General features: G+C 72.5%; 14 protein-coding genes. 9 read left to right on the forward strand and 5 right to left on the reverse strand.

The features are described from left to right. The first annotated feature begins 44 nt into the window (after window positions 1–44). From FHX60_RS14745 to FHX60_RS14785, 9 genes are all read left to right on the forward strand, one after another. A complete protein-coding gene (locus FHX60_RS14745) occupies window positions 45–2,711 on the forward strand; it encodes a fused MFS/spermidine synthase (RefSeq protein ID WP_183283775.1) in 2,667 nt (888 codons plus the stop codon). Continuing rightward, the gene (locus tag FHX60_RS14750; protein WP_183283776.1) at window positions 2,708–3,682 is read left to right on the forward strand and encodes an AAA family ATPase; all 975 of its coding nucleotides are present in this window, start codon (window positions 2,708–2,710) and stop codon (window positions 3,680–3,682) included. Before FHX60_RS14745 ends, FHX60_RS14750 begins: the two co-directional genes overlap by 4 nt. A 19-nt stretch (window positions 3,683–3,701) precedes the next feature. Further along, window positions 3,702–4,724 carry a DUF58 domain-containing protein gene (locus FHX60_RS14755; protein WP_112776922.1) on the forward strand — a complete coding sequence of 341 codons (1,023 nt, stop codon included), beginning with the start codon at window positions 3,702–3,704 and terminating at the stop codon, window positions 4,722–4,724. Next, the gene (locus FHX60_RS14760) at window positions 4,721–5,236 is read left to right on the forward strand and encodes a DUF4381 domain-containing protein (protein ID WP_183283777.1); all 516 of its coding nucleotides are present in this window, start codon (window positions 4,721–4,723) and stop codon (window positions 5,234–5,236) included. The genes FHX60_RS14755 and FHX60_RS14760 overlap by 4 nt, the downstream gene beginning before the upstream one ends. Beyond that, a complete protein-coding gene (locus FHX60_RS14765) occupies window positions 5,223–6,290 on the forward strand; it encodes a vWA domain-containing protein (RefSeq protein ID WP_183283778.1) in 1,068 nt (355 codons plus the stop codon). Before FHX60_RS14760 ends, FHX60_RS14765 begins: the two co-directional genes overlap by 14 nt. After that, window positions 6,290–7,951 carry a VWA domain-containing protein gene (locus tag FHX60_RS14770; RefSeq protein WP_183283779.1) on the forward strand — a complete coding sequence of 554 codons (1,662 nt, stop codon included), beginning with the start codon at window positions 6,290–6,292 and terminating at the stop codon, window positions 7,949–7,951. The genes FHX60_RS14765 and FHX60_RS14770 overlap by 1 nt, the downstream gene beginning before the upstream one ends. An 11-nt stretch (window positions 7,952–7,962) precedes the next feature. Then, the gene (locus tag FHX60_RS14775) at window positions 7,963–9,339 is read left to right on the forward strand and encodes a BatD family protein (RefSeq protein ID WP_260163915.1); all 1,377 of its coding nucleotides are present in this window, start codon (window positions 7,963–7,965) and stop codon (window positions 9,337–9,339) included. Window positions 9,340–9,373: 34 nt separating this feature from the next. Beyond that, window positions 9,374–11,071, forward strand: coding sequence for an aspartate-alanine antiporter (aspT, locus tag FHX60_RS14780; protein ID WP_183283781.1), 1,698 nt, complete (start codon window positions 9,374–9,376; stop codon window positions 11,069–11,071). Window positions 11,072–11,183: 112 nt separating this feature from the next. After that, window positions 11,184–12,062, forward strand: a complete 879-nt coding sequence (locus FHX60_RS14785; RefSeq protein ID WP_183283782.1) for a class II glutamine amidotransferase — start codon at window positions 11,184–11,186, stop codon at window positions 12,060–12,062. A 30-nt stretch (window positions 12,063–12,092) separates the two neighbouring features. Here FHX60_RS14785 and FHX60_RS14790 read toward each other — a convergent pair whose 3' ends face one another. From FHX60_RS14790 to FHX60_RS14810, 5 genes are all read right to left on the reverse strand, one after another. Next, complete coding sequence (locus FHX60_RS14790) at window positions 12,093–14,504, reverse strand: spermine/spermidine synthase domain-containing protein (RefSeq protein WP_183283815.1); 2,412 nt, start codon at window positions 14,502–14,504, stop codon at window positions 12,093–12,095. A 56-nt stretch (window positions 14,505–14,560) separates the two neighbouring features. Beyond that, a complete protein-coding gene (locus tag FHX60_RS14795) occupies window positions 14,561–15,307 on the reverse strand; it encodes a protein-L-isoaspartate(D-aspartate) O-methyltransferase (protein WP_258397089.1) in 747 nt (248 codons plus the stop codon). A gap of 113 nt (window positions 15,308–15,420) precedes the next feature. Further along, window positions 15,421–18,201, reverse strand: a complete 2,781-nt coding sequence (locus FHX60_RS14800) for an Hsp70 family protein (RefSeq protein WP_183283816.1) — start codon at window positions 18,199–18,201, stop codon at window positions 15,421–15,423. Window positions 18,202–18,217: 16 nt separating this feature from the next. Then, window positions 18,218–20,065: an Hsp70 family protein gene (locus FHX60_RS14805; protein ID WP_183283783.1), complete on the reverse strand. Its 1,848-nt coding sequence runs from the start codon at window positions 20,063–20,065 to the stop codon at window positions 18,218–18,220. Then, window positions 20,062–20,652 (reverse strand): DUF2760 domain-containing protein, encoded by a 591-nt coding sequence (locus tag FHX60_RS14810; RefSeq protein WP_112776914.1) that lies wholly within the window; start codon window positions 20,650–20,652, stop codon window positions 20,062–20,064. The genes FHX60_RS14805 and FHX60_RS14810 overlap by 4 nt, the downstream gene beginning before the upstream one ends. Window positions 20,653–20,659: the final 7 nt, after the last annotated feature.

A 20,659-nucleotide genomic window follows, 5' to 3' on the forward strand; every position in this document is an offset into this window, starting at 1 on the left:
TTCCGCTGCAGGGGCTGGCTGGCCCATTCCACAGGGATCGCACCATGGCAGAAGCGCGCGCCGGCGCAGGCTCCGGCAAGGATAAGGTGCGGTATGCGACGGCCATGAACGGGCAGGGCGCCCGGGCCGCCGCGCAGGCGGGGCAGGACAAGCAGGCGTGGCATGACGCCGCGCTGGTGCCTGCCCTGCTGCTTTTTGCCTCGGGCACCGCGGGGCTGGTCTTCCAGGTGCTCTGGATCAGGCAGCTTGCCCTGGTGGTGGGCGTCGAGGTGCACGCCGTCACCACGGCAGTGAGCGCGTTCTTCGGTGGCCTGGCACTGGGCGGCTGGGTCTTCGGCCGCATCGCCGACCGCCATGGTGATCCGCTCAGGCTGTATGCCTGGCTCGAGATCGCGGTGCTGGTACTGGGCGTCGGCGCGACCCTGGCACTGGCGCAAGCCGCCGCGCCGTTTGCCTGGCTGGAGGGCCGCGTAGGCCTGCTGGCGTGGGCTTTGCCGTTCGTGCTGGTGATCCTGCCGGCGGCCGCGATGGGCGGCACGCTGCCGGTGCTGATGCGCGTGCTGGGGTCGCGCCCGGGCCGCGTTGGCACGCACGGCGGGCGGCTCTACGCCGCCAACACCGCCGGCGCGATCGCCGGCACGCTGCTGGCGGGCTTTGTGCTGGTGCCCGGGCTTGGCATCCTTGGCAGTGCCATCGCGGCGGGCGTGCTCAACGGCGTCGCGGCACTGGGTGCCTGGCTGCTGGCGCGGCGGGCAACTAGTCCGTCCGCTCCCATCGGCGCCCACGCGGCGCGCGGTGCCGCCGATGCCGCCACGGATGCTGCCGCCGGCGATGTCGCCAACGGCCGGCTCGCGCTGCTGCTTTACGCCGCCGCCGGCGGCATTGCGCTGGGCTACGAGGTGGTCTGGTCGCAGGCCATCGTGCAGTTCCTCAGCACGCGCACCTTCGCCTTCACCGTGGTGCTGGCCACCTATCTGGCCGGGCTCGCCATCGGCAGCGCGCTGGCCGCGCGCCATGCCGACCGCGTGCGCGACCCGTGGGGCGCGTTCGGGCTGCTGGTGGCGGCGGCCGGGCTGGTGGCTTTGCTGGAATTCGTGTTGCTGGGTGAATGGCTGCTGCGCGCACAGGGCAGCCTGTCGGCGTGGGTGCAGGGGCTGACTGCAAGCCCGCTGCTGGCGGCCTGCGCGCGCTTTGCGCTGGCGGCGCTGACGGTGGTGTTCGTGCCGACGCTGCTGCTAGGCGCGGCGTTCCCGTTCGTGCTGCGCGTCAGTGTGGACAGCCGGCGTATCGGCGCGGGCGTGGGCAGCGTGATCGCGCTCAACACGCTCGGCGGCATCGCCGGCACGGCGCTGGCCGGCTTCGTGCTGGTGCCGTACCTGGGGCTGGTGCGCACGCTGTCGCTGCTAGCGGTCGCGGCGGCGGCGGTCGGCGTGGTGGCGGTGGCGCTGGGCAGCGGCGTGCGGCCCGCGGCGCGCTGGGCGGTGCCGATGTTGGGCGTGCTCGCGGTGATCGCCGCCGCGCTGGCGCCGCCCGACCGGCTCGCCACGCTGCTGGCGCGGGCGCGCGGCGGCGAACTGGTGTTCTACGAGGAAGGGCGCGGCGCCACCGTGGCGGTGGTCGAGCAAAGCTCCGCCACCAACCGTTTCCGGCGCCTCTACATCCAGGGCGTGTCCAATTCCGGCGATGCCATGACCTCGCAGCGATATATGCGGCTGCAGGCCCTGCTGCCCTTGATCGTGCACAACGGCACGCCGAAGTCGGCGCTGGTGATCGGGCTGGGCACCGGCATCACGGCGGGCGCGACGCTGGCGTGGCCCGGGCTGGAGCGGCGCGTGGTGGCGGAGCTGCTGCCGCCGGTCGCGCGCGCGGTGCCCGGCTTCAAGGGGAATTTCGGCGTCACCACCGACCCGCGCGTGGAGATCCGCCTGCGCGATGGACGGCGCGAGCTGCTGCAGAGTCCGCAGCAGTACGATCTGATCACGCTGGAGCCGCCGCCGCCGTCGGCCGCAGGGGTGGCCAACCTGTATTCGACCGATTTCTACCGGCTCGCAGCGGCGCGGCTGCAAGCTGGCGGGCTGGTGGCGCAGTGGCTGCCGCTGCCGACGCAGAACGACGAAGACACGCGCATGCTGGTGCGCAGTTTCCTGGACGTGTTCCCGCACGCCACGCTGTGGACCACCGAGCTGCACGAGATGCTGCTGGTGGGTTCGATGTCGCCGCTGGCGCTGGATGTGGCGCAGGTCCGTGCGCGCTTTGCGCAGCCCGAGGTTGCCGCGGCGCTGCAGGCGGTGGGCGTGCGCTCGGCGGCGGCACTGCTGGCCACCTGGGTCACCGACCGGGCCGGGCTGGACTGGTATGCGGCCGACGCCCCGGCCGTGACCGACGACCGCCCGCGCATCGAATACGCCGGCTGGGTCCGCCCCGATGCGTTCCCGCAATCGTTGTCCAGGCTGCTGGCGCTGCAAAGCGACCCGCCGCTGGCGGGCGCCGACGATGCCTTCTGGCGCGAGCTGCGCCACGAGCGCGAGATCCTGCACACGTTCTACCGTGCCGGCCTCGATGCCTACCGAGGCGACCGCGAAGCATGGGCCAGCCATATCACGCAGGCCATGCGCGCCGATCCCGACAATCCCTACTACGCGTGGTTCGTCGGCGGCCAGGCCCGCCGCGCCCCGGCCGCACCAGCGAACGCCCCAAGGAACGCCCCATGAGCACACGCGACGACGTCCTCGCCCTGCAACAGCGCATGGGCGAATCGATCGTGGGCCAGCAGCGCATGATCGAGCGCCTGCTGCTGGGCCTGCTGGCCGACGGCCACCTGCTGGTGGAAGGCCTGCCGGGGCTGGCCAAGACCCGCGCCATCAAGATGCTGGCGCGCAACCTCGATGCGCGGCTGTCGCGGATCCAGTTCACCCCGGACCTGCTGCCGGCGGACATCACCGGCTCGGAGATTTACTTCAGCGAAGGCGGCAAGGGCGAGTTCCGCTTCCAGCCCGGCCCGGTGTTCGCCAACCTGGTGCTGGCCGACGAGGTCAACCGCTCGCCGGCCAAGGTCCAGGCGGCGCTGCTGGAGGCGATGGAAGAGCGCCAGGTCACCGTCGGCGGCACCACCCACAAGCTCGAGCCGCTGTTCCTGGTGATGGCGACGCAGAACCCGATCGAGCAGGAGGGCACCTACCCGCTGCCCGAGGCGCAGATGGACCGCTTCCTGATGCATGTCAGCGTGGGCTATCCCGAAGCGCAGGCCGAGGCCGACATCGTCAGGCTGGCGCGCGCGGAAGAGGCGGGCGGCGCGGCGGCTGGCGCAAGCGCGGCGGTGCGGCTCTCGCCCGAGGCCATCTTCGCCGCGCGCGCGGCCATCCATGGCATCCACGTCAGCGAGGCGGTCGAGCGCTACATCGTCGCGCTGGTGCAGGCCACGCGCGCGCCCAAGCCCGTCGACGACGACCTCGACCAGTGGATCCAGGTGGGCGTGAGCCCGCGCGGCTCGATCGGGCTGGACAAGGTGGCGCGCGCGCATGCGTGGCTGCACGGGCGCGACTTCGTCACGCCCGAGGATGTGCAGGCCGTGGTCGGCGATGTGTTCCGCCACCGGCTGATCCTGTCGTACGAGGCGCATGCAGCCGGCATCGGCGCCGATGCCGTGATCGAGCGCCTGGTGCAGCAGGTGGCGGTGGCCTGAACAACCGCGAGGGCTTCCCATGCGCTTGCCGTTCCGCGCCATCGCCCGCGCCGCCCCGGCGGCGGCGCACCCACCGTCTTCGCAGGCGGTGCCCGGTGTCAGCGTGGATGCCGCGGCGCTGGCCCGGCTCGAGGTGGCCGCGCGCGACTTCCATTTCCTGCCGCGCCAGCCGGTGCACAGCGTGCTGGCCGGGCGCCATGCCTCGCGCGTGCGCGGGCGCGGGCTGACCTTCGAGGAATTGCGCCTGTACCTGCCCGGCGACGATATCCGCAGCATGGACTGGCGCGTGACCGCGCGCACCGGCCGGCCCCATGTGCGCGTCTACACCGAGGAAAAGGACCGCCCGGTGCTGCTGGTGGTGGACCAGCGCATCAACATGTTCTTCGGCAGCCGGCGCGCGATGAAATCGGTCAGCGCGGCCGAGGCGGCGGCGCTGGCCGCGTGGCGCGTGCTCGCCGAAGGCGACCGCGTCGGCGGGGTGGTGCTGGGCGACGACCGCATCGAAGCGTTTGCGCCGCGCCGCAGCCGCGACGCAGTGCAGCAGCTGCTGGGCGGCATCGCGCGTTTCAACCAGGCCCTGCGCGCCGACGCGCCGGCGCGCCGCGCCGCGGGGCAGCTCAACGCGGCGCTGGAGCGCACCGCGCGCATGGCGCGCCACGACTGCCTGGTGATCGTCGTCAGCGATTTCGACGGCCATGACACCCGCACCCGCGACCTGATGCTGGCGCTGGCGACGCACAACGATGTGCTGACCATCCTGGTCCACGACCCGTTCCTCGGCGCGCTGCCGGGTTCGGGGCAGCTGGTGGTCAGCGATGGCGAGCTGCAGGTCGAGCTGGGCTTCGGCCACGCCGCCACGCGGCGGGGCATCGCCGGGTTTGCCGATGCCCGCGCCAGGTCGCTGCTGGACTGGCACCATGCCATGGGCGTGCCGCTGCTGCCGCTGTCCGCCGCCGAGGAGACCGCGCCGCAGTTGCGGCGGCTGCTGGGCCGGCCGCTGCAGCAGGCGCCGGTGCGGCAACGCGCGGGGGCGGCGCCATGAGCCTCACGCACAGCGCCGCCCCGGCGACCCTGGCAACGCTGGCCGACCTCGCCGTGCCGCCGCCGCCGTCGTGGACACCGCAGACCATCGGCTGGCCGATCGCCGGCGGCGTGCTGCTGCTGGCGCTGGCCTGGGCCGGCTGGCGCGCGTGGCGGCGCTACCGCGCCAACCGCTACCGGCGCGAGGCGCTGGCCGAACTGGCGGCGCTGCCGCAGGACCCGGACCCCGCACACCGCGCCGCGGCCTTGCGCGCGATGGCGGCGCTGCTCAAGCGCACCGCGCTGGCGGCGTGGCCGCGCGCGCAGGTGGCCAGCCTGGCCGGCGGCGGCTGGGCCGAGTTCCTGCGGGCGCATGCGGGGCGGGCACAGGATGTCGCGCCGCAGCTGGCGGCCCTGGTGCAAGACGCCGAGTACCGCGGCGACGCCGCGCTGGCGCAATGGCCCGACACCGAGGTGCGCGCCGTGGCCGCGGCATGCCGGCGCTGGATCGCGGAGCACCATGTACCAGTTTGAATATCCCTGGCTGTTCGCGCTGCTGCCGCTGCCCCTGCTGCTGTGGTGGTGGCTGCCGCCGTACCGCGAGGAAAGTCCGTCGGTACGGCTGCCATTCTTTGGCGAGGTCGCCAGTGCCGCCGGACTGACGCCGGCCGCCGGTGCCGTGGTGCGGCGCCGCAACCGGCTGCAGTGGGTGCTGGCGCCGCTGGCGTGGGTGCTGGTGGTGACGGCGCTGGCGCGGCCGCAGTACCTCGAGGCGCCGCTGCAGAAGGTGCAGCCCGCGCGCGACCTGCTGCTGGCGCTGGACCTGTCGCAGTCGATGGACACGCGCGACTTCCGCGATCCGTCCGGCGCGCTGATCCCGCGCGTGCAGGCGGTGCGGCAGGTGGTCAGCAATTTCGTGGCGCGGCGCCCGGGCGACCGCATCGGCCTGGTGGTGTTTGGCGACGCGCCATACCCGCTGGCGCCGTTCACGCTGGACCACCAGCTGGTGCAGACGCTGATTGCCGGCCTGCTGCCCGGCATGGCGGGGCCGAGCACGGCGCTGGGCGATGCCATCGGGCTCGGCATCAAGATGTTCGGGCACAGCGAAGCGCCGGAGCGCGTGATGATCGTGCTGACCGACGGCAACGACACCGCCAGCCGGATGCCGCCCGAGCGCGCCGGCGGCATCGCGCGCGAGCGCAAGGTGATGGTACACACCATCGGCATCGGCGACCCCAACGCCGCGGGCGAGCAGAAGGTCGACCTGGAGGTGCTGCAGCGGCTGGCGGCGCAGACCGGCGGGCGCTATTTTTTCGGGGCCGACCAGGCCGGCCTGGAGAGCATCTACGCGACCCTCGACCAGATCACGCCGCATGACCAGAAGACGCTGTCCTGGCGGCCGCGGCGCGAGCTGTTCATGTGGCCGCTGGGGGCGGCGCTGGCGCTGGTGCTGGCGTACCAGATGCTGATGTTCGGCTATTCGGCGTGGGTCGCGCGGCCCAGGCCACCCCGGGCCGATGTCGCGGAACCGGCGGAAGCGCCGGAAGCGGCGGGCGCGATGGCGGATGCCGCCGGAGGCGGGCGCTGATGCCGGCCTGGCTCGACACGCTCGCTCACTTCCATTTCCTGCGCCCGTGGTGGCTGCTGGGGCTGCTGCCGGCCGCGCTGCTGGTGTGGGCGGTGCGGCGCCGCGGCGACGTGCGGCGGCGCTGGCGCGACACCATCGCACCGCACCTGCTCGACGCGCTGATGCTCGGCGAACGCCGCCGCCTGGCGCTGCGCCCGGTACACCTGACCGCGCTGCTGCTGGCGCTGGGCGCGGTGGCGCTGGCGGGCCCGAGCTGGCGCCAGGAACGCCCGCCGTTCCTCGACGACAAGGCGCCGCTGGCGATTGCCGTGGACCTGTCGCCCAGCATGGACGCCATCGATGTCACGCCCACTCGGCTGGAGCGCGCCAAGCTCAAGATCAAGGCGCTGCTGGCGCGCCGCGACGGCGGCCGCACCGCCATCTACGCCTATGCCGGCTCGACCCACCTGGTGCTGCCGCTGACCGACGACGCCACCCTGCTGCAGACCTTCGCCGAGGCGCTGCAGACCCGCATCATGCCGGTACCCGGGCGCGACATGGCGCAGGCGCTGCGCGTGATCGACGCCGACCTGAAGCATGAGCCGGTGCCCGGCACCATCCTGTTCCTGACCGATGGCGTCGACCCCGCCGCCGCGGCGGCGTTCCGCGCCCAGGCCGGCAGCGGCCGCAGCCAGCCGGTGGTGCTGGCGCTGGGCACCGAGCAGGGCGGGCCGCTGCGCAATGGCGCGGGCGGCTTGGTCGAGCAGGACGGAGCGCGCGTGTTTGCGCGGCTGGACGTGGCGGCGCTGGAGCGCTTCGGCGATGACAGCGGCGTGCCGGTGGCGACCTTCACGCCGGACAGCGACGACGACGTGGCCTGGGTGCAGCGCCACGTGCAGTCGCATCTCGAACAGATGCAGGCCGGGGACCGTACGCGCTGGAAGGATGAAGGGTGGTGGCTGGTGCCGCCGCTGGCGCTGCTGGCGATGCTGTGGTTCCGCAAGGGCTGGACCGTGCGCTGGAGCGCCGGCCTGCTGCTGGCGCTGGCGCTCGGCGCGCCGCCCGAGGCGCGTGCGCAGTCATCCGCGCCAGCCACGCAAGCCAGTGCGGTACGCCCATGGCGCTTTGTCGACCTGTGGCTGACGCACGACCAGCAGGGCCGGCGCGCCTTCGAGCAGGGCGACTTTGCGCGCGCCGCGACGCTGTTCGAGGACCCGATGTGGCGTGGCATCGCCCAGTATCGCGCCGGCCAGTACGCGCAGGCGGTGCAGAGCTTCGCGCGGGTCGATTCCGCGCAGGCGGACTACAACCAGGGCAATGCGCTGGCGCGGCAGGCCCAGTACCGGCAGGCCGCCGCGCGCTACCGCCAGGCGCTCAGGCGCCAGCCGCAGTGGCCAGCGGCAAGCGCCAACCTGGCACTGATGGAAAAGCTGCTGGCGCAGCAGTTGCCGCAGGAAAAGCCGGATCCCGACGACGGCGAAGAGCCGCCCGACCTGCCGCCGGACCAGGTCAAGTACGACGCCGCGAAGCCGTCGGCGCCGGGCGGCAAGTCGCTGCAGGTGGTGCTGACGCAGGACGCCGAGATGTGGATGCGCGCGATCCAGACCACGCCCACCGACCTGCTGCAGCGCAAGTTCGCGCTGCAGCATGGGCAGGCGGCGCCTGCACCGGACGCGCGATGAGGCGCCACGCCATGCCGCCTCGCGCGTGGCTGCGGCGCGCCGCGCCGCTGGTGCTGCTGCTGGCGGCGTGGCTGTGGCCGTGGCTGGCGCGAGCGGCCGCCGGGCCGATCGTGCGCGTCGAAGTGGGCGCGCGCCAGCCGGTGCTGGTGGGCCAGCAGGTCGGCATCGACATCACCATCCTGGCGCCCAACTATTTCCTGTCGGCACCCGAGTTCCCGCCGCTCGAGGTGCCGGGCGCGGTGGTCACCTTGCCCGATGCACGCGCCGTGAATTCCACCGAGACCATCGACGGCGTGGCCTATGCGGGCATTCGCAAGACCTACGCCTTCACCGCCGAACAGGATGGCGAGTTCCCGCTGCCGGCCGCGACCATCCAAGTGACCTACGCCGGCGATGACGGTGCGCCGCGCGAGGGCAGCGTCACCTTGCCGGTCACCACGATCCGGGCCGGCACGGGAGTCTCGAGCCGCGCGGCGGCGGGCGCCGCCTCCGGCCGGCGCTTGCTGCCGGTGGCGCGGCTCAGCGTGACGCAGGCGCTGGACCACGACCCTGACCACGGCGTGGTCCGGCTGCAGGCGGGCGATGCACTGGTGCGCACCGTCACCACCTTTGCGCCGCGGACCCAGGCGATGATGATCGTGCCGCCGCATGCCGAGTCGCCGCGCGGCGTGCGCATGTTCCGCGCCGATGCGCGGCTGTCCGACCAGGCCCGCGACGCGCCGGAACCGGGCGGCACGCGCGTGGATACGCTGACCTATGTCTTCGAGCGGCCCGGCACCTATACGCTGCCCGCGGTCACGGCGGACTGGGTCGATCCCGCCACGCGGCAGCCGGCCAGGTCCGAAGCGCCGGCGGTAAAGGTCGAGGTGGCCGCCGCGCGCAAGGGCGGGGCGCTGGCGCCGGGCGGGCCGCCGGCCGGTGCGCTGCCGGGCGAACGCGGCCTGCCGTGGCGCACGCTGCTGTGGGTCGCGGGCGCGCTGCTCGGCGCCGCAGCGCTGGCGCTGCTGTGGCGCCGGCTGCGGCCGCGCCTGGCGCGCCTGCAGCAACGCCGCGCCGAGCGCCGCCGCGCCCGCGCCGAGGGCGCCGATGCACGGCTGGCGGCCACGTTGCGGGCCTGCCGCGCGGGCGATGCGGCCGCCGCCAGCCAGGCGCTGGGCGGCTGGACCCGGGCCGCCCACGGCACCACGCCCGCGGCCTGGGCCGAAGCTGCCGGCGATGCCGCGCTGGCCGACGCCGTCACCGGCCTGCAGCGCCACCTCTACGGGGCGGCGCCGGCCCCGTCCGCCTGGGACGGCAATCCGCTCGCCCAGGCGCTGGGCCGCCACGCCAGGCCCACACCGCCGCGCCGGCACCGGACCCCGCCGGCCCTGCCACCGCTCAATCCCTGATCCCGCCGAATTCCACGAACCCAAACCGCGCCCCATGACCTGTACCGTTGAGCTCTTTGCCGCCAACCCGTTGCTGGTGCTGTTCATCACCGTCGGACTCGGCTACTTCGTCGGCAAGGCGCGGGTCGGACCGATCCAGCTGGGGGGCGTGTGCGGCACGCTGATCGTCGCGCTGTTCATGGGGCAGACCGGCTGCCAGATGCATGGCGAACTGAAGGACTTGGCCTTTGCCCTGTTTATCTTCGCCATGGGCTATTCCGGCGGGCCGCAGTTCTTCGCCAACCTGAACCGCTCGAGCCTGCGCTATATGGTGCTGCCGGTAGTGGAGGCGGTGGTGGTGCTGGCGATTGCGCTCGCTGCGGCAGCCTACCTGGGCTTCGATCCGGGTACCGCCGCCGGGCTGGCCGCCGGCGCCGCGACCGAGTCGGCGGTGGTGGGCACGGCCGCCGAAGCGCTCAAGCACCTGGGCCTGGATGCCGCCACCGTGGGGCGCTACGAGGCCAATATCGCCACCGCGTATACGCTGACCTACCTGGTCGGGCTGATCAGCATCGTGTTCTTCACCAGCCAGATCGCGCCGGCACTGCTCGGCATCGACCTGCGCAAGGCCGCGCGCGAGGTCGCGGCGCGCATGGAGGCCGCATCCGACGATGACGTCGCCACCCAGCCGGCGCTGCCGCGGCTGATCGGGCGCGCCTACTCGGTGCAGCAGGCCGCCGGCATGACGGTGGGCCAGCTGCAGCACCAGGTCGGCGGCAGGGCTTCGGTGGTCAAGGTCCTGCGGGGCGGGGCCAGCATCGAGCTGCGCGATGACAACGCCGTGCAGGCCGGCGATATCCTCGCCGTGGTCGGCATCCGCAGCAACCTGCTGAAGGCCGCCGCGCTGATCGGCCCGGAAGTGCTGCTGCCCGAGGCGCACACCGATGCCATCCAGCTGGTGGAAAAGCAGGTGGTGGTGAACAAGCGCCGCGTCAACGGCAAGACCCTCGGCGAGCTGGCGCGCCTGGCCGGCGCGCGGCGGCTGCGCGAGGTCTGGGTGCTGGAAGTGCGGCGCTCGGGGCTGTCGCTGCCGATCACGCGCTCGACGCCGCTGCAGCTGGGCGACGTGATCACCATCGTCGGGCTGGAGCCCTCGCTGTCCGAGGCCATCGGCGGCATCGGCATGGAGGCCAGGGCCGCCGAGGTCACCGACCTGGTGTTCCTGTGCGTGGGCATCCTGGCCGGCTTGCTGGTGGGCACGCTGAGCGTGAGCCTGGGCGGCATGCACATCTCGCTGGGCAGCGGCGGCGGGGCGCTGCTGAGCGGGCTGGTGTTCGGCTGGCTCCAGTCGCGCAAGCCGTCGCTGGGCACCTTTCCGGCGTCCGCGGTGCAGATCCTGAAGGACCTCGGGCTGGCGGTGTTCGTTGCCTGCGTGGGGCTGTCGGCCGGGCCGGATGCGATCGCGCTGATCCGCGAGCACGGCGCGGTGCTGCCGCTGATCGGGCTGGCGGTGTCGCTCGGACCGGCGTGCCTGTCCTTGTGGATCGGGCACAAGCTGCTCAGGATCGAAGGCCCGCTGCTGGTCGGCGCGATTGCCGGGCAGCATGTCAGCACTCCGGCGATCAGCGCGATCCTGGCCGCCAGCCAGAGCTCGGTGCCGCTGCTGGGCTACACCATCACCTATGCCATCGCCAACGTGCTGCTGCCGGTGCTGGGACCGGTCATCGTCTCGCTGGCCTACCGCTTCACCTGAGCCCCGGGTGCCTGACGGACCATTTCTTTGCCGTTCGCGCCGCGCCGTCCTACAACTGGAGTGTGGGGCGGAGGGCACCGCGCCGCACCCGCACAGGACAAGGAGGAGCACTATGTGCCGCTGGCTGGCTTACTCGGGCAGATCCGTTGCATTGGAAACGGTGCTGTTCCAGCCGGAACACTCGCTGATCGACCAGAGCCTGAATTCCCGGCTCGGCCATACCACCACCAACGGCGACGGCTTCGGCGTCGGCTGGTACGGGCGCCATGCCGAGGTGCCGTTCCGCTACCGCTGCCTGCACCCGGCGTGGAGCGACACCAACCTGCGCGAGACCGCCAGGGCGGTGCGCGCGCCGATGTTCGTCGCCCACGTGCGCGCCGCCACCGGCACGCCGACGCAGGAAACCAACTGCCATCCGTTCCGCTTCGGCCGCTGGCTGTTCGTCCACAACGGCCTGATCCGCGACTATCCGCTGGTGCGGCGCGACCTGATGATGGCGGTGGCGCCGCACCTGTTCCGCTGGATCGAGGGATCGACCGATTCCGAGGTGATGTTCTTCCTGGCGCTGACCTTCGGGCTGGAGCGCGACCCGGTCGGCGCGCTCGAGCAGATGGCCGGGCTGATCGAGGACGTCGGCCAGCGCCACGACGTGCAGTTCCCGCTCAACATGACAGTGTGCGTGACCGACGGCCGGCAGATCGTGGCGGTGCGCTATTCGAGCGAGACCAACTCGCGCTCGCTGTTCCACAGCACCTCGTTCCGGCAGCTGCGCGAACTCTATCCGGATGACCCACGCATCGCCGCCGCGGGCGACGACGCCTTCCTGGTGCTGTCGGAGCCGCTGATCGACGTGCAGGGCGTGTGGGAGGAGATTCCCGAGAGCACCATCCTGGTGGCGCGCGGCGGCGAGATCGAGCGCCACCGCTTCGTGCCGCGCCTGCCGAGCCAGCCGGCAGTGCAGGCCGCCCAGCGCAACGCGGCCGCGGGCTGACGCGGCGGGCTCGGCGGCACTACGCAAGCCTCAGGGGCACGCCAGCGCGGCGCCGGCATACAGCAGCAGCGCCACCAGCACCACCACGGTAAAGCCGGCGTGGATCGCCAGCAGCGTGGCCAGCACCGCCGCCACCACCGAGGCACAGGCGTTGATGCCCCAGGCCCACGGCACCAGCGTGTGGTCGCGCGCCGCGAGCCCGGACAGCCCGAGCGGGAACGGCATCCCCATCAGGAAGGCCAGCGGCGCGATCAGCGCCACCGCGATGGCGACGCGGGCGGGATCCGGCCAGGCAATCAGCAGCGGGAACACCTCAGGCAGCGCTATCAGGTAGAGCAGCGCCACGGCGCACACGCCGCCGATCGCCAGCGCCACCTGGCGCCGGCCGCGCCCGGGGCCGGCGCGCGCGGGCATGCGCGGGGCAAAGCGGCTGCCCAGCCCGGCAAAGCACAGGAACGCGCACAGCACCACCGCCACGGCATAGAGCGGGTGGCTCAGGAACAGGATGAATTTCTGGATAAAGGCGATCTCGACGAACATGAAGCCAAGGCCGACCGCGACGAAGTAGAAGCCCGTGCGCGCTGCCGGCAACCGTGACGCTGGCGCGCGCCGCCGCAGCACCCGCAGCGGCACGCCGATCAGCAGCAGCGCCGCGGCCGTGGCCTGCAGCAGCGTCGCCACCAGCACCGGATAGCCCCAGTCCAGCAACGGCAGCCCGCCCTGCGCCTTCAGCGAGATCAGCTCCGGCAGCGTGCGCCATTTGAAGAAATGGAAGAAGTAGGGCCGGTCGTCGGTGGCGGGCCGCACGTCGAACTTGTAGCGCGACAGGAAAAGCTCGCGCTCGGGGCCGAGCAGCGCCTGCGCGGCGGCGAAGAAGTCCGGCTGGTCGAGCACGTTGTAGCGGTTGGCCGCGCCGGGCCGGATGCCGGGATGGTATTCCACGTCGAACGAGCGGGCCCGGCTGAAGTCGAGCAGCGCGCCGATCTCCGCGGGCTGGAAGTCGCCGTGCTTGACCACCAGCGTGGCCGTCTTCCAGCCGCGCAATAGCACCAGCCGGCGCGACGGATCGGGCACGCCCGCGCGCGCCATCGCCGCCACGGCGGTGGCGAACAGTTTGGGAATATCGCGCGGCGGCAGCGAGACCCAGCGCGTAATCGCCAGCAGGCCGCCGGGCCGCAGGTGGCGCAGGTAGGCCTCGAACGCTTCCACGGTATAGAGGTAGCTTTCGGAGAGCGCATACAGGCCCGCCGACGAGGTGCTGAAGGAATCCAGCAGCGCCACCTGGATCAGGTCGTAGCGCTGCCGGCTGGCCGCCAGGAAGCCGCGCGCCTCGCCGACATGCACCTGCACCCCGGCCGCGCTGTACGGCTTGCCCGAAAACGCGCCGAAGCGGTCCTGCACCAGCGCGATCACCTGGGGATTCAGCTCGACGGCATCGACCGCGCTGGCGCCGTGGTAGAGCGCCTGCAGCACGTCGGCGCCGGCACCGCTGCCCAGCACCAGCACGCGCGGCGCCGGCAGCAGGTGATACGGCAGCGCCGAGGTCAGGTCGCCCAGGTAGGCCAGCGGCTCGGGCCGGCCGTCATAGCGGTTGAGCGCGCTCAGGCCGTCGCCGTCGGTAAACACGGCAAGCTGCGGCGGCGGTTCCGCGGTGGCATTCAGGCTGAGCCCGGGCGCATGGCGCAGCGGGATCGACGGACTCTCGAGCACTGTTACCAGGCCGAGGGGACTGGAGCGCTGCGCCACCACGCGCGCGTCGCCGATGCGCAGGGCCTGGCTCAGTTCCTTGTACTCCGACGGCCGCAACGCCATCCAGCCGGCCGGGATGGCCGCCGGCACGGCTGCGGCCGCCAGCAGCAGCGCCGGCAGCCAGGGGCGATGCGAGCGGCATTCCAGGCAGGCCAGCGCCGCCGCGGCCATGCCCGCCATGCTGACCAGGCGCAGGGCATCGATCGGAGCGAGCACGAACAGCGCTGCGATGATGCCCAGCGAACCCAGCCCGGCGCCGAGGATATCGAAGCTGTAGAGCCGGGGCACCTGCAGCGGGAAGCGGGCAAAGCCCAGGCACACGCTGGTGGCCGCGCACAGGAAGGGCACGAACAGCAGCAGGTAGATCGCCACCAGGCGCAGCGGCTGCGTGGGCTCCCAAAGGATTTCCAGCGGGTTGAAGCCGACGCGCTGCGCGAGTTCGAAGCAGACCAGGGCGCTGATGCCGAACAGCAGCGCGCCGCCGGCAAACACCGGCACGAAATGCCGCACCAGCGCCGGCTGCGCCAGTGCCACCAGTGCTCCCGCGGCGCCGTAGCCGAGCAGGGCCACGCTGATCATCATGTAGGCGAAGTGATGCCACAGGATGATCGAAAGCAGCCGCATCAGCAGGATTTCATAGCCCAGCGCGGCGGCAGAGAGCAAGGCCAGGGCAAACAGCGGCGGGCGTGGCATCGCGCTCATCGGGCTCATCGCGCTCATCGCATGAGGCGGCCAGCCGGTGGCGCGCCTCAGTGCTTGCCGACCAGCGGCACGAAGCGCACCGGCAGGATCTGCCGGGTGCTGACGCTGCCGTCCGCGGACTTTTCGACCAGCAGCAGGTACTGCGTCAGGAACTGCGCGCCCACCGGGATCACCATGCGCCCGCCCGGCTTGAGCTGCCGGATCAGCGGCGGCGGCACGTGGCTGGCCGCGGCGGTGACGACGATGGCGTCATAGGGGGCATGCTCGTCCCAGCCGTAGTAGCCGTCGCCCACCTTGCACGCCACCTGCCGGTAGGCCAGTTGCTTCAAGCGCTCGCAGGCCTGGCGCCCGAGCGGCTCGATGATCTCGATGGTGTAGACCGCGCGCGCGAGCTTGCTCAGCACCGCGGCCTGGTAGCCGGAGCCGGTGCCGATCTCGAGCACGCTGTCGCCAGGCTGGACCCGCAGCAGGTCGGTCATCAGCGCCACGATATACGGCTGCGAAATGGTCTGGCCATGGCCGATCGGCAACGGCCGGTTCTCATAGGCGTGCGGCTTCTGCGGGTCCGGCACGAACTCATGGCGGGGCACCTGGCCCATCACGGCCATGACGCCCGGGGCGATGCCGTGGCTGCGGCCAGGCACGCCGGCGCCGGCGTCGATCGCGGCGATCTCGCTGACCATCTCCGCGCGCTGCTTCAGCCGGGCATCGTCGGCCGCGCGGCACAGCCCGGGCGATGCCATGGCGGCAACGGCGAGCAAGGCGATAAAGGGATGGCGGGTGGACGGCTGCACGATGAGTCCCCAGGGAGCCTACCGTCATCGTAGGTCATCGGCTGCGCCGGCGCCGGCAAGTGGCAGGCAAGGCGCTTGCCGTGCCTGCCGGCGCGCTCCAGCCCCGGGCGGGGCTAGCCCGCGATCAGCTTGAGGCCGGCCGGCAGCGCCTCGCCGAATACCCGACCTTCGTCCGCGGCATCCAGCGCCACCATCTCCCGCACCATCGCGATCCAGCCCGGCGGCGCGTTGGCGGCTTCCAGCCGGCGCACCACGTTCGCGCGCGGTTCGTCGGGCAGGTCGCGGGTGCGGTCGCCGGTCATGCGCGCGATCTGCACCGCGGCGAACGCGGCCGGCTCGACCTTTTTCCAGTCGAGCGCCAGGATGGCGTCCAGCCACTGGCCGGCGGTGTCGGCCGGCACCACGCTGTGCGCGCTGCCGTAGAACGGCATGCGCGCGCCGATGCGGCCCACCGCCCACCAGCCCTGGTTGTTCTCGGACGGCTTGCGCAGCCGGGTCAGCAGCCAGTCGGCCAGCTCGGTCTTGGCGTCGACGGGCAGGCGCTCGAGCGAGCCGGCCAGCCGCACCATGTCGGCATAACCGCCACGGGTGGGCCCGGAAGGTTTCTTGAAGCGCGCGCTGCCCGGCGGCTGCAGGTAGAAGGCCATGTCTTCCAGCAGGCGCAGCTGCGCGCTTTCGTCCAGCCCGCCGGCGGCGCGCCGCCACAGCGTCCACCATTCCGACCAGTTCTGGCTTTCGTTGACGTACTGGATGCCCTGGTCGTACTGCGACCAGAGCTGCGCGACGCGCCATTCGTCGAGCGGGTAGCCAAAGCCGGGACGCACGCAATAGCCCGCCAGGTTCAGCCACAGGCGCTCATGGTCCGCCGTGCGGCGGCGGCGCCTGGCGCGCTCCCACAAGGCGCCGAAGAGCTCGCGCAGCAGCGCGCTGTCCCACTGCTCGCGCGCGCCCAGGATCTGCTCCAGCTGCGCGCGCAGGCGCTTGACCTCCTTCGGCCCGACCTCCTGCGAACGCGCGCCGAAGGTGCGGTCGATCAACTCCAGGGCCTGCGGCAGCGACGGGTGGGCCGTTGGCGCCGGCGCGGCCGCCGCGGCGTCGTTGCCGCGCAGCTGGAACTCGAGGCGCCAGCGCTGCGCGGCATCGCCGGTGTTGATGCAATGGACTTCGAGCGTGCCGACCTCGGTCAGCGACGTAGTGATCTGCACCGGCGTTTCGCGCGGGCCGCCGGCGCCGCGTGTCGGCACCACGGTGGCGATCGGCGGCAGGCGCACGAAGTCGCCGCCGGACAGGTCGGTCAGGGCGCCGGGCTGGTAGGGCGTCTCGGCCACCGAAGACACCAGGTGGAACTGCACCGGGTCACCCAGCCGCAAGGCGAAGGTGCGATCGCTGAGCGGGATCTCGTGGCCTTCCTCGGTGCCGCGCGGCAGCAGGCAGATGCCTTGCCGGCCCGTGGCGCCGTCGTCCAGCACCAGGAAATAGCTGCGCGCCGAGCCGCCGCCGATGCGCGGTGCCTGGCCGGCGCGTGCGCGCGCATACGCGACCGCGCCGCGTGCCACGGCAATGTCGGGATCGGCGTTGTGCAGCACCTGCAGCGGCGCGCCGCGCCAGCCGCCCAGCGTGTCGGCGATGCGCTCCGCCAGCGCCTGCGCGCGGAACACGCCGCCGTTGAGCAGCAGGGTGTCGGGCACCGGGAGCGCGTCGTCGGGCGCGTCCACCATGCCGAGCGCGGCACGGGCCTGCGCCGCGTGCTGGCCGAGGAAGGCGGCCACGTGGCGGGTCACGGCGGGATCGGCGGCATAGGGCAGGCCGAACTCGACGATGGCGCCGCGCGCGCGCCGCGGCCGTTCGCTGGCCGGCACCCTGGGGAAGAAGCCGTCGACCACCAGCTGCTCGACCTCCTGCCGCGTCACCTGCACCGAGCGCGCGCCACCGACCAGCCGGGAGCCCGCGCCGAGCAGCGTCACGTTGACGGCATCGGGCGCGTTCGCGCCCAGCAGTTGTTCCTTGGCGGCGCGGCAGCGCGCCACCAGCTGCGACAGGCTCGCGGCCGACAGGCGGGGCTGCGCCGGCGCGCCGTCGCCCAGGCGCGCTTCGACCTGGTGCGCCAGCCCCAGGTCCATGTTGTCGCCGCCGAGCATCAGGTGGTTGCCCACGCCGATGCGTGTCAGTTGCGGCTGGCCGTCCTGCATCGCCACGCGGATCAGCGTGAGGTCGGTGGTGCCGCCGCCGACGTCGCAGATCAGCACCAGCCGGGTTTGCGCAAGGTCCTGGTCCAGCGTGTGGCGATGGTAGAACAGCCAGTCGTAGAGCGCAGCCTGCGGCTCTTCCAGCAGCCGCAGCGCGGGCAGGCCCGCGAGGCGCGCGGCTTCGAGCGTCAGCGCGCGCGCGCCCTCGTCGAACGAGGCCGGCACGGTGAGCACCACGTCCTGCTGTTCGAGCGGCGCGTCGGGGAAGCGGTGGTTCCAGGCGGCGCAGACGTAGCCGAGATAGCTCGCGCTGGCGACGACAGGCGAAATCTTGTCGAGATCCTCCTCGCCGCCCCAGGGCAGGATCGGCGCGGTGCGGTCGACCGAGGCATGCGACAGCCAGCTCTTGGCGCTGGCCACCAGCCGGCCCGGCACCTGCGCGCCCAGCGTCGCCGCGAGGCGACCGAACACGGTGCGGCGCGCGGCCGCGCTTGCGGCCGATTGCCAGGGCAGCTGCAGGTCATCGCCGTTGAGCTCGCCTGGCGCCGCGTGATAGCGCACCGAGGGCAGCAAGGGGCGGGCCGCGACCTCGCCCGGCGCGACCAGCTGGTCGATGTCGAACACGCGGATATCGTCGGAACCGGCCCGGGCATAGGCCACCACCGTGTTGCTTGTGCCAAGGTCGATGCCGACGATGTACTGCTTCATCGCCGCTGCCGCGGGATCAGGCATCGGCGTTGCCGCGCACGTCGAATTGCACCTTCCAGCGTTCGCCGCTGGCGCGCGGCACGGCCTCGAGCTCCAGCGTGCCGGCCTCGGTCACGCGCGCATGCAGTCTGACCGGCACCACTTCGCCGGCGGTGCGGCCTTCGGCGGGCAGCGTTGCCTGGATTTCTTCCAGTTCCTGCAGTTCCTCCGGCCCCCAGAAGTCGAGCAGGGTGCCGACCTGGTCCTGGCGCCGCACCGACGAGCCAAAGAAGCGGAAGTGCACCGGTTCGCCGACCACCAGGCCGAATTCCTGCGGCGGCAGCTCGGCCTCGGTGCCTTCTTCCATGCCGAACGGGGCCACGCACAGTGCCTGGATCGGCGGCTCGAAGCCCGGCACGGCGGGCATCGACGATTCCACCGCGACGTAGTAGGCGCGCGCGGTGCCGCCGCGGATGCGCACGCCCTTGCCGCGCCGCACGTAGCCGTAATAGGCGGCGCCGCGCGCCACCGCCAGGTCCAGCTCGGCGCCGTCGAGCAGGCGCGCCGGCGCCGCGCCCTCGGCAGCGAGCCAGCCGTTGAGCGTCTGCAGGATGCGCTCGACCAGCAGGCCCGACTTGAACACGCCGCCGTTGAACAGCACGGCGGTGGGGCACAGGAAGCTGGCGCCATCCGGCTGCATGGCCTGCAGGCCTTCGATCTCGGCCAGCGCTCCCGCTTGCCGGCCCAGGAACGCCGCCAGGTGGCGCGTGATGGCCGCGTCCTGCGCGTACGGCAGGCCCAGCTGCGTCAGGCCGGCGCGGGCCCGGGTCACCGGGCGCGCCGCGGCGTCGACTTGCGGGAAGAACCCTTCGAGGATGGTCTGGGTCAGTTCGGCGCGGGTCAGCTCGGTGCGGATCGAGCCGCCGATCAGCCTGGCGCCGCGGCTGGGCACGACCAGCGGCACGCTGTCGGTGGCCGGGTCGGTCAGCAGCGTTTCCTTGGCGGCGCGGCAGGCGTAGGTCAGCGCGCGCAGCTGCCACGGATCGGCCTGCGTGCCCTGTGCCGCCAGCTTGCGCGCCACCACGTGCGCCAGCGCCAGGTCCATGTTGTCGCCGCCCAGCAGGATGTGGTCGCCGACCGCGATGCGATGCAGCTCCAGGTTGCCGTCGCGCTCGATCACGGCGATCAGCGACAGGTCAGTGGTGCCGCCGCCGACATCGACCACCAGAATGATGTCGCCGACCTTGACCTGCTTGCGCCACTGGCCGGCGCTCTTCTGGATCCAGCTGTAGAGCGCGGCCTGCGGCTCCTCCAGCAGGGTCATGCGGGCATAGCCGGCCGCCGCGGCGGCTTCGGCGGTCAGCTCGCGCGCGGCGGGATCGAACGAGGCGGGGATCGTCACGGTGACGTCCTGCTCGCCGAACGGTGCGTCGGGGTGGGCCTGGTCCCACGCTTCGCGCAGGTGCGTCAGGTAGCGCACCGAAGCCTCCAGCGGCGATACGCGCGGCACTTCCGGCGGGGCGTCGGCGGGCAGGATCGCCGCGCGGCGGTCGACGCCGGGATGGCACAGCCAGCTCTTGGCGCTGGACACCAGCCGGATCGGCGTGCCCGCGCCGCGGCTGCGCGCCATCTCGCCGACCGCGAAGTCGCGCGCGGCGCTCCACGGCAGGTTCAGGTCGCCCGGGGCCAGTTCGCTGGCGTGCGGCAGGTACAGGAACGAGGGCAGCAGGTCGAGGTCCTCGACCGCGCCGGGCGCGGTCAGCTGCGCGATCGGCAGCACGCGCTGGCTGGTCTTCTCGCCATCGCTGGCGGCCAGGTCGACGTAGGAGACCGCGCTGTGGGTCGTGCCCAGGTCGATGCCGATGGCATAGCGGGCCTCGCTCATAGCTCCACCTCGGCGGGGGCGATCACGCTGGCGTCGTGGCGTTCGGCCAGGCGCGGCAGGCGCACTTCCTCGACCTTCCAGCCGCGATGGCTGATGGCGCCATGGAACGGCGCGCTGCCGACCACGTTGCCGGTCAGGCGGATCGCGCTGGCGTCGAAGCCATCGGCCAGCGTCACGCGGCTGCCCTCGGCTTCCTCGCGTACCGGGCGGATGGTGAAATGCTCGCGCAGCACCGCGCGGCAGCCATCGTGAACCAGGCGCGCGGCGGCGCCGATCTCGGCGTCGGCATAGCGCGCGATGTCTTCCTCGACGAAGTCGACGAAGCGGGCGTCGCGCTGCAGCAGTCCGAGCAATTGCAGCGCGGCCACCGGGCTGGCTTCCTTCAGCGCGGGCGCGGGCTCGGCAACCGGCGCGGCAGCCGGGGCCGGAGCGGGTGCCGTCACCGGTGCCGGGGCCGCCTGCGCGGCGGTTTCGCCCGCGCGCAGCCGCTTGATGCCGGCGGCCAGCTCGCGGTTGCCAAGGATGGCGAAGAACGTGCCCATGGCAAGCGAGAGCCTGCCAAAGAAAGAGAGGTTCGGGTCAGGCATGGATAAC

The sequence above is a fragment of the Cupriavidus alkaliphilus genome, assembly GCF_014191175.1.
In the GTDB taxonomy this organism is placed as follows: Bacteria; Pseudomonadota; Gammaproteobacteria; order Burkholderiales; family Burkholderiaceae; genus Cupriavidus; species Cupriavidus alkaliphilus.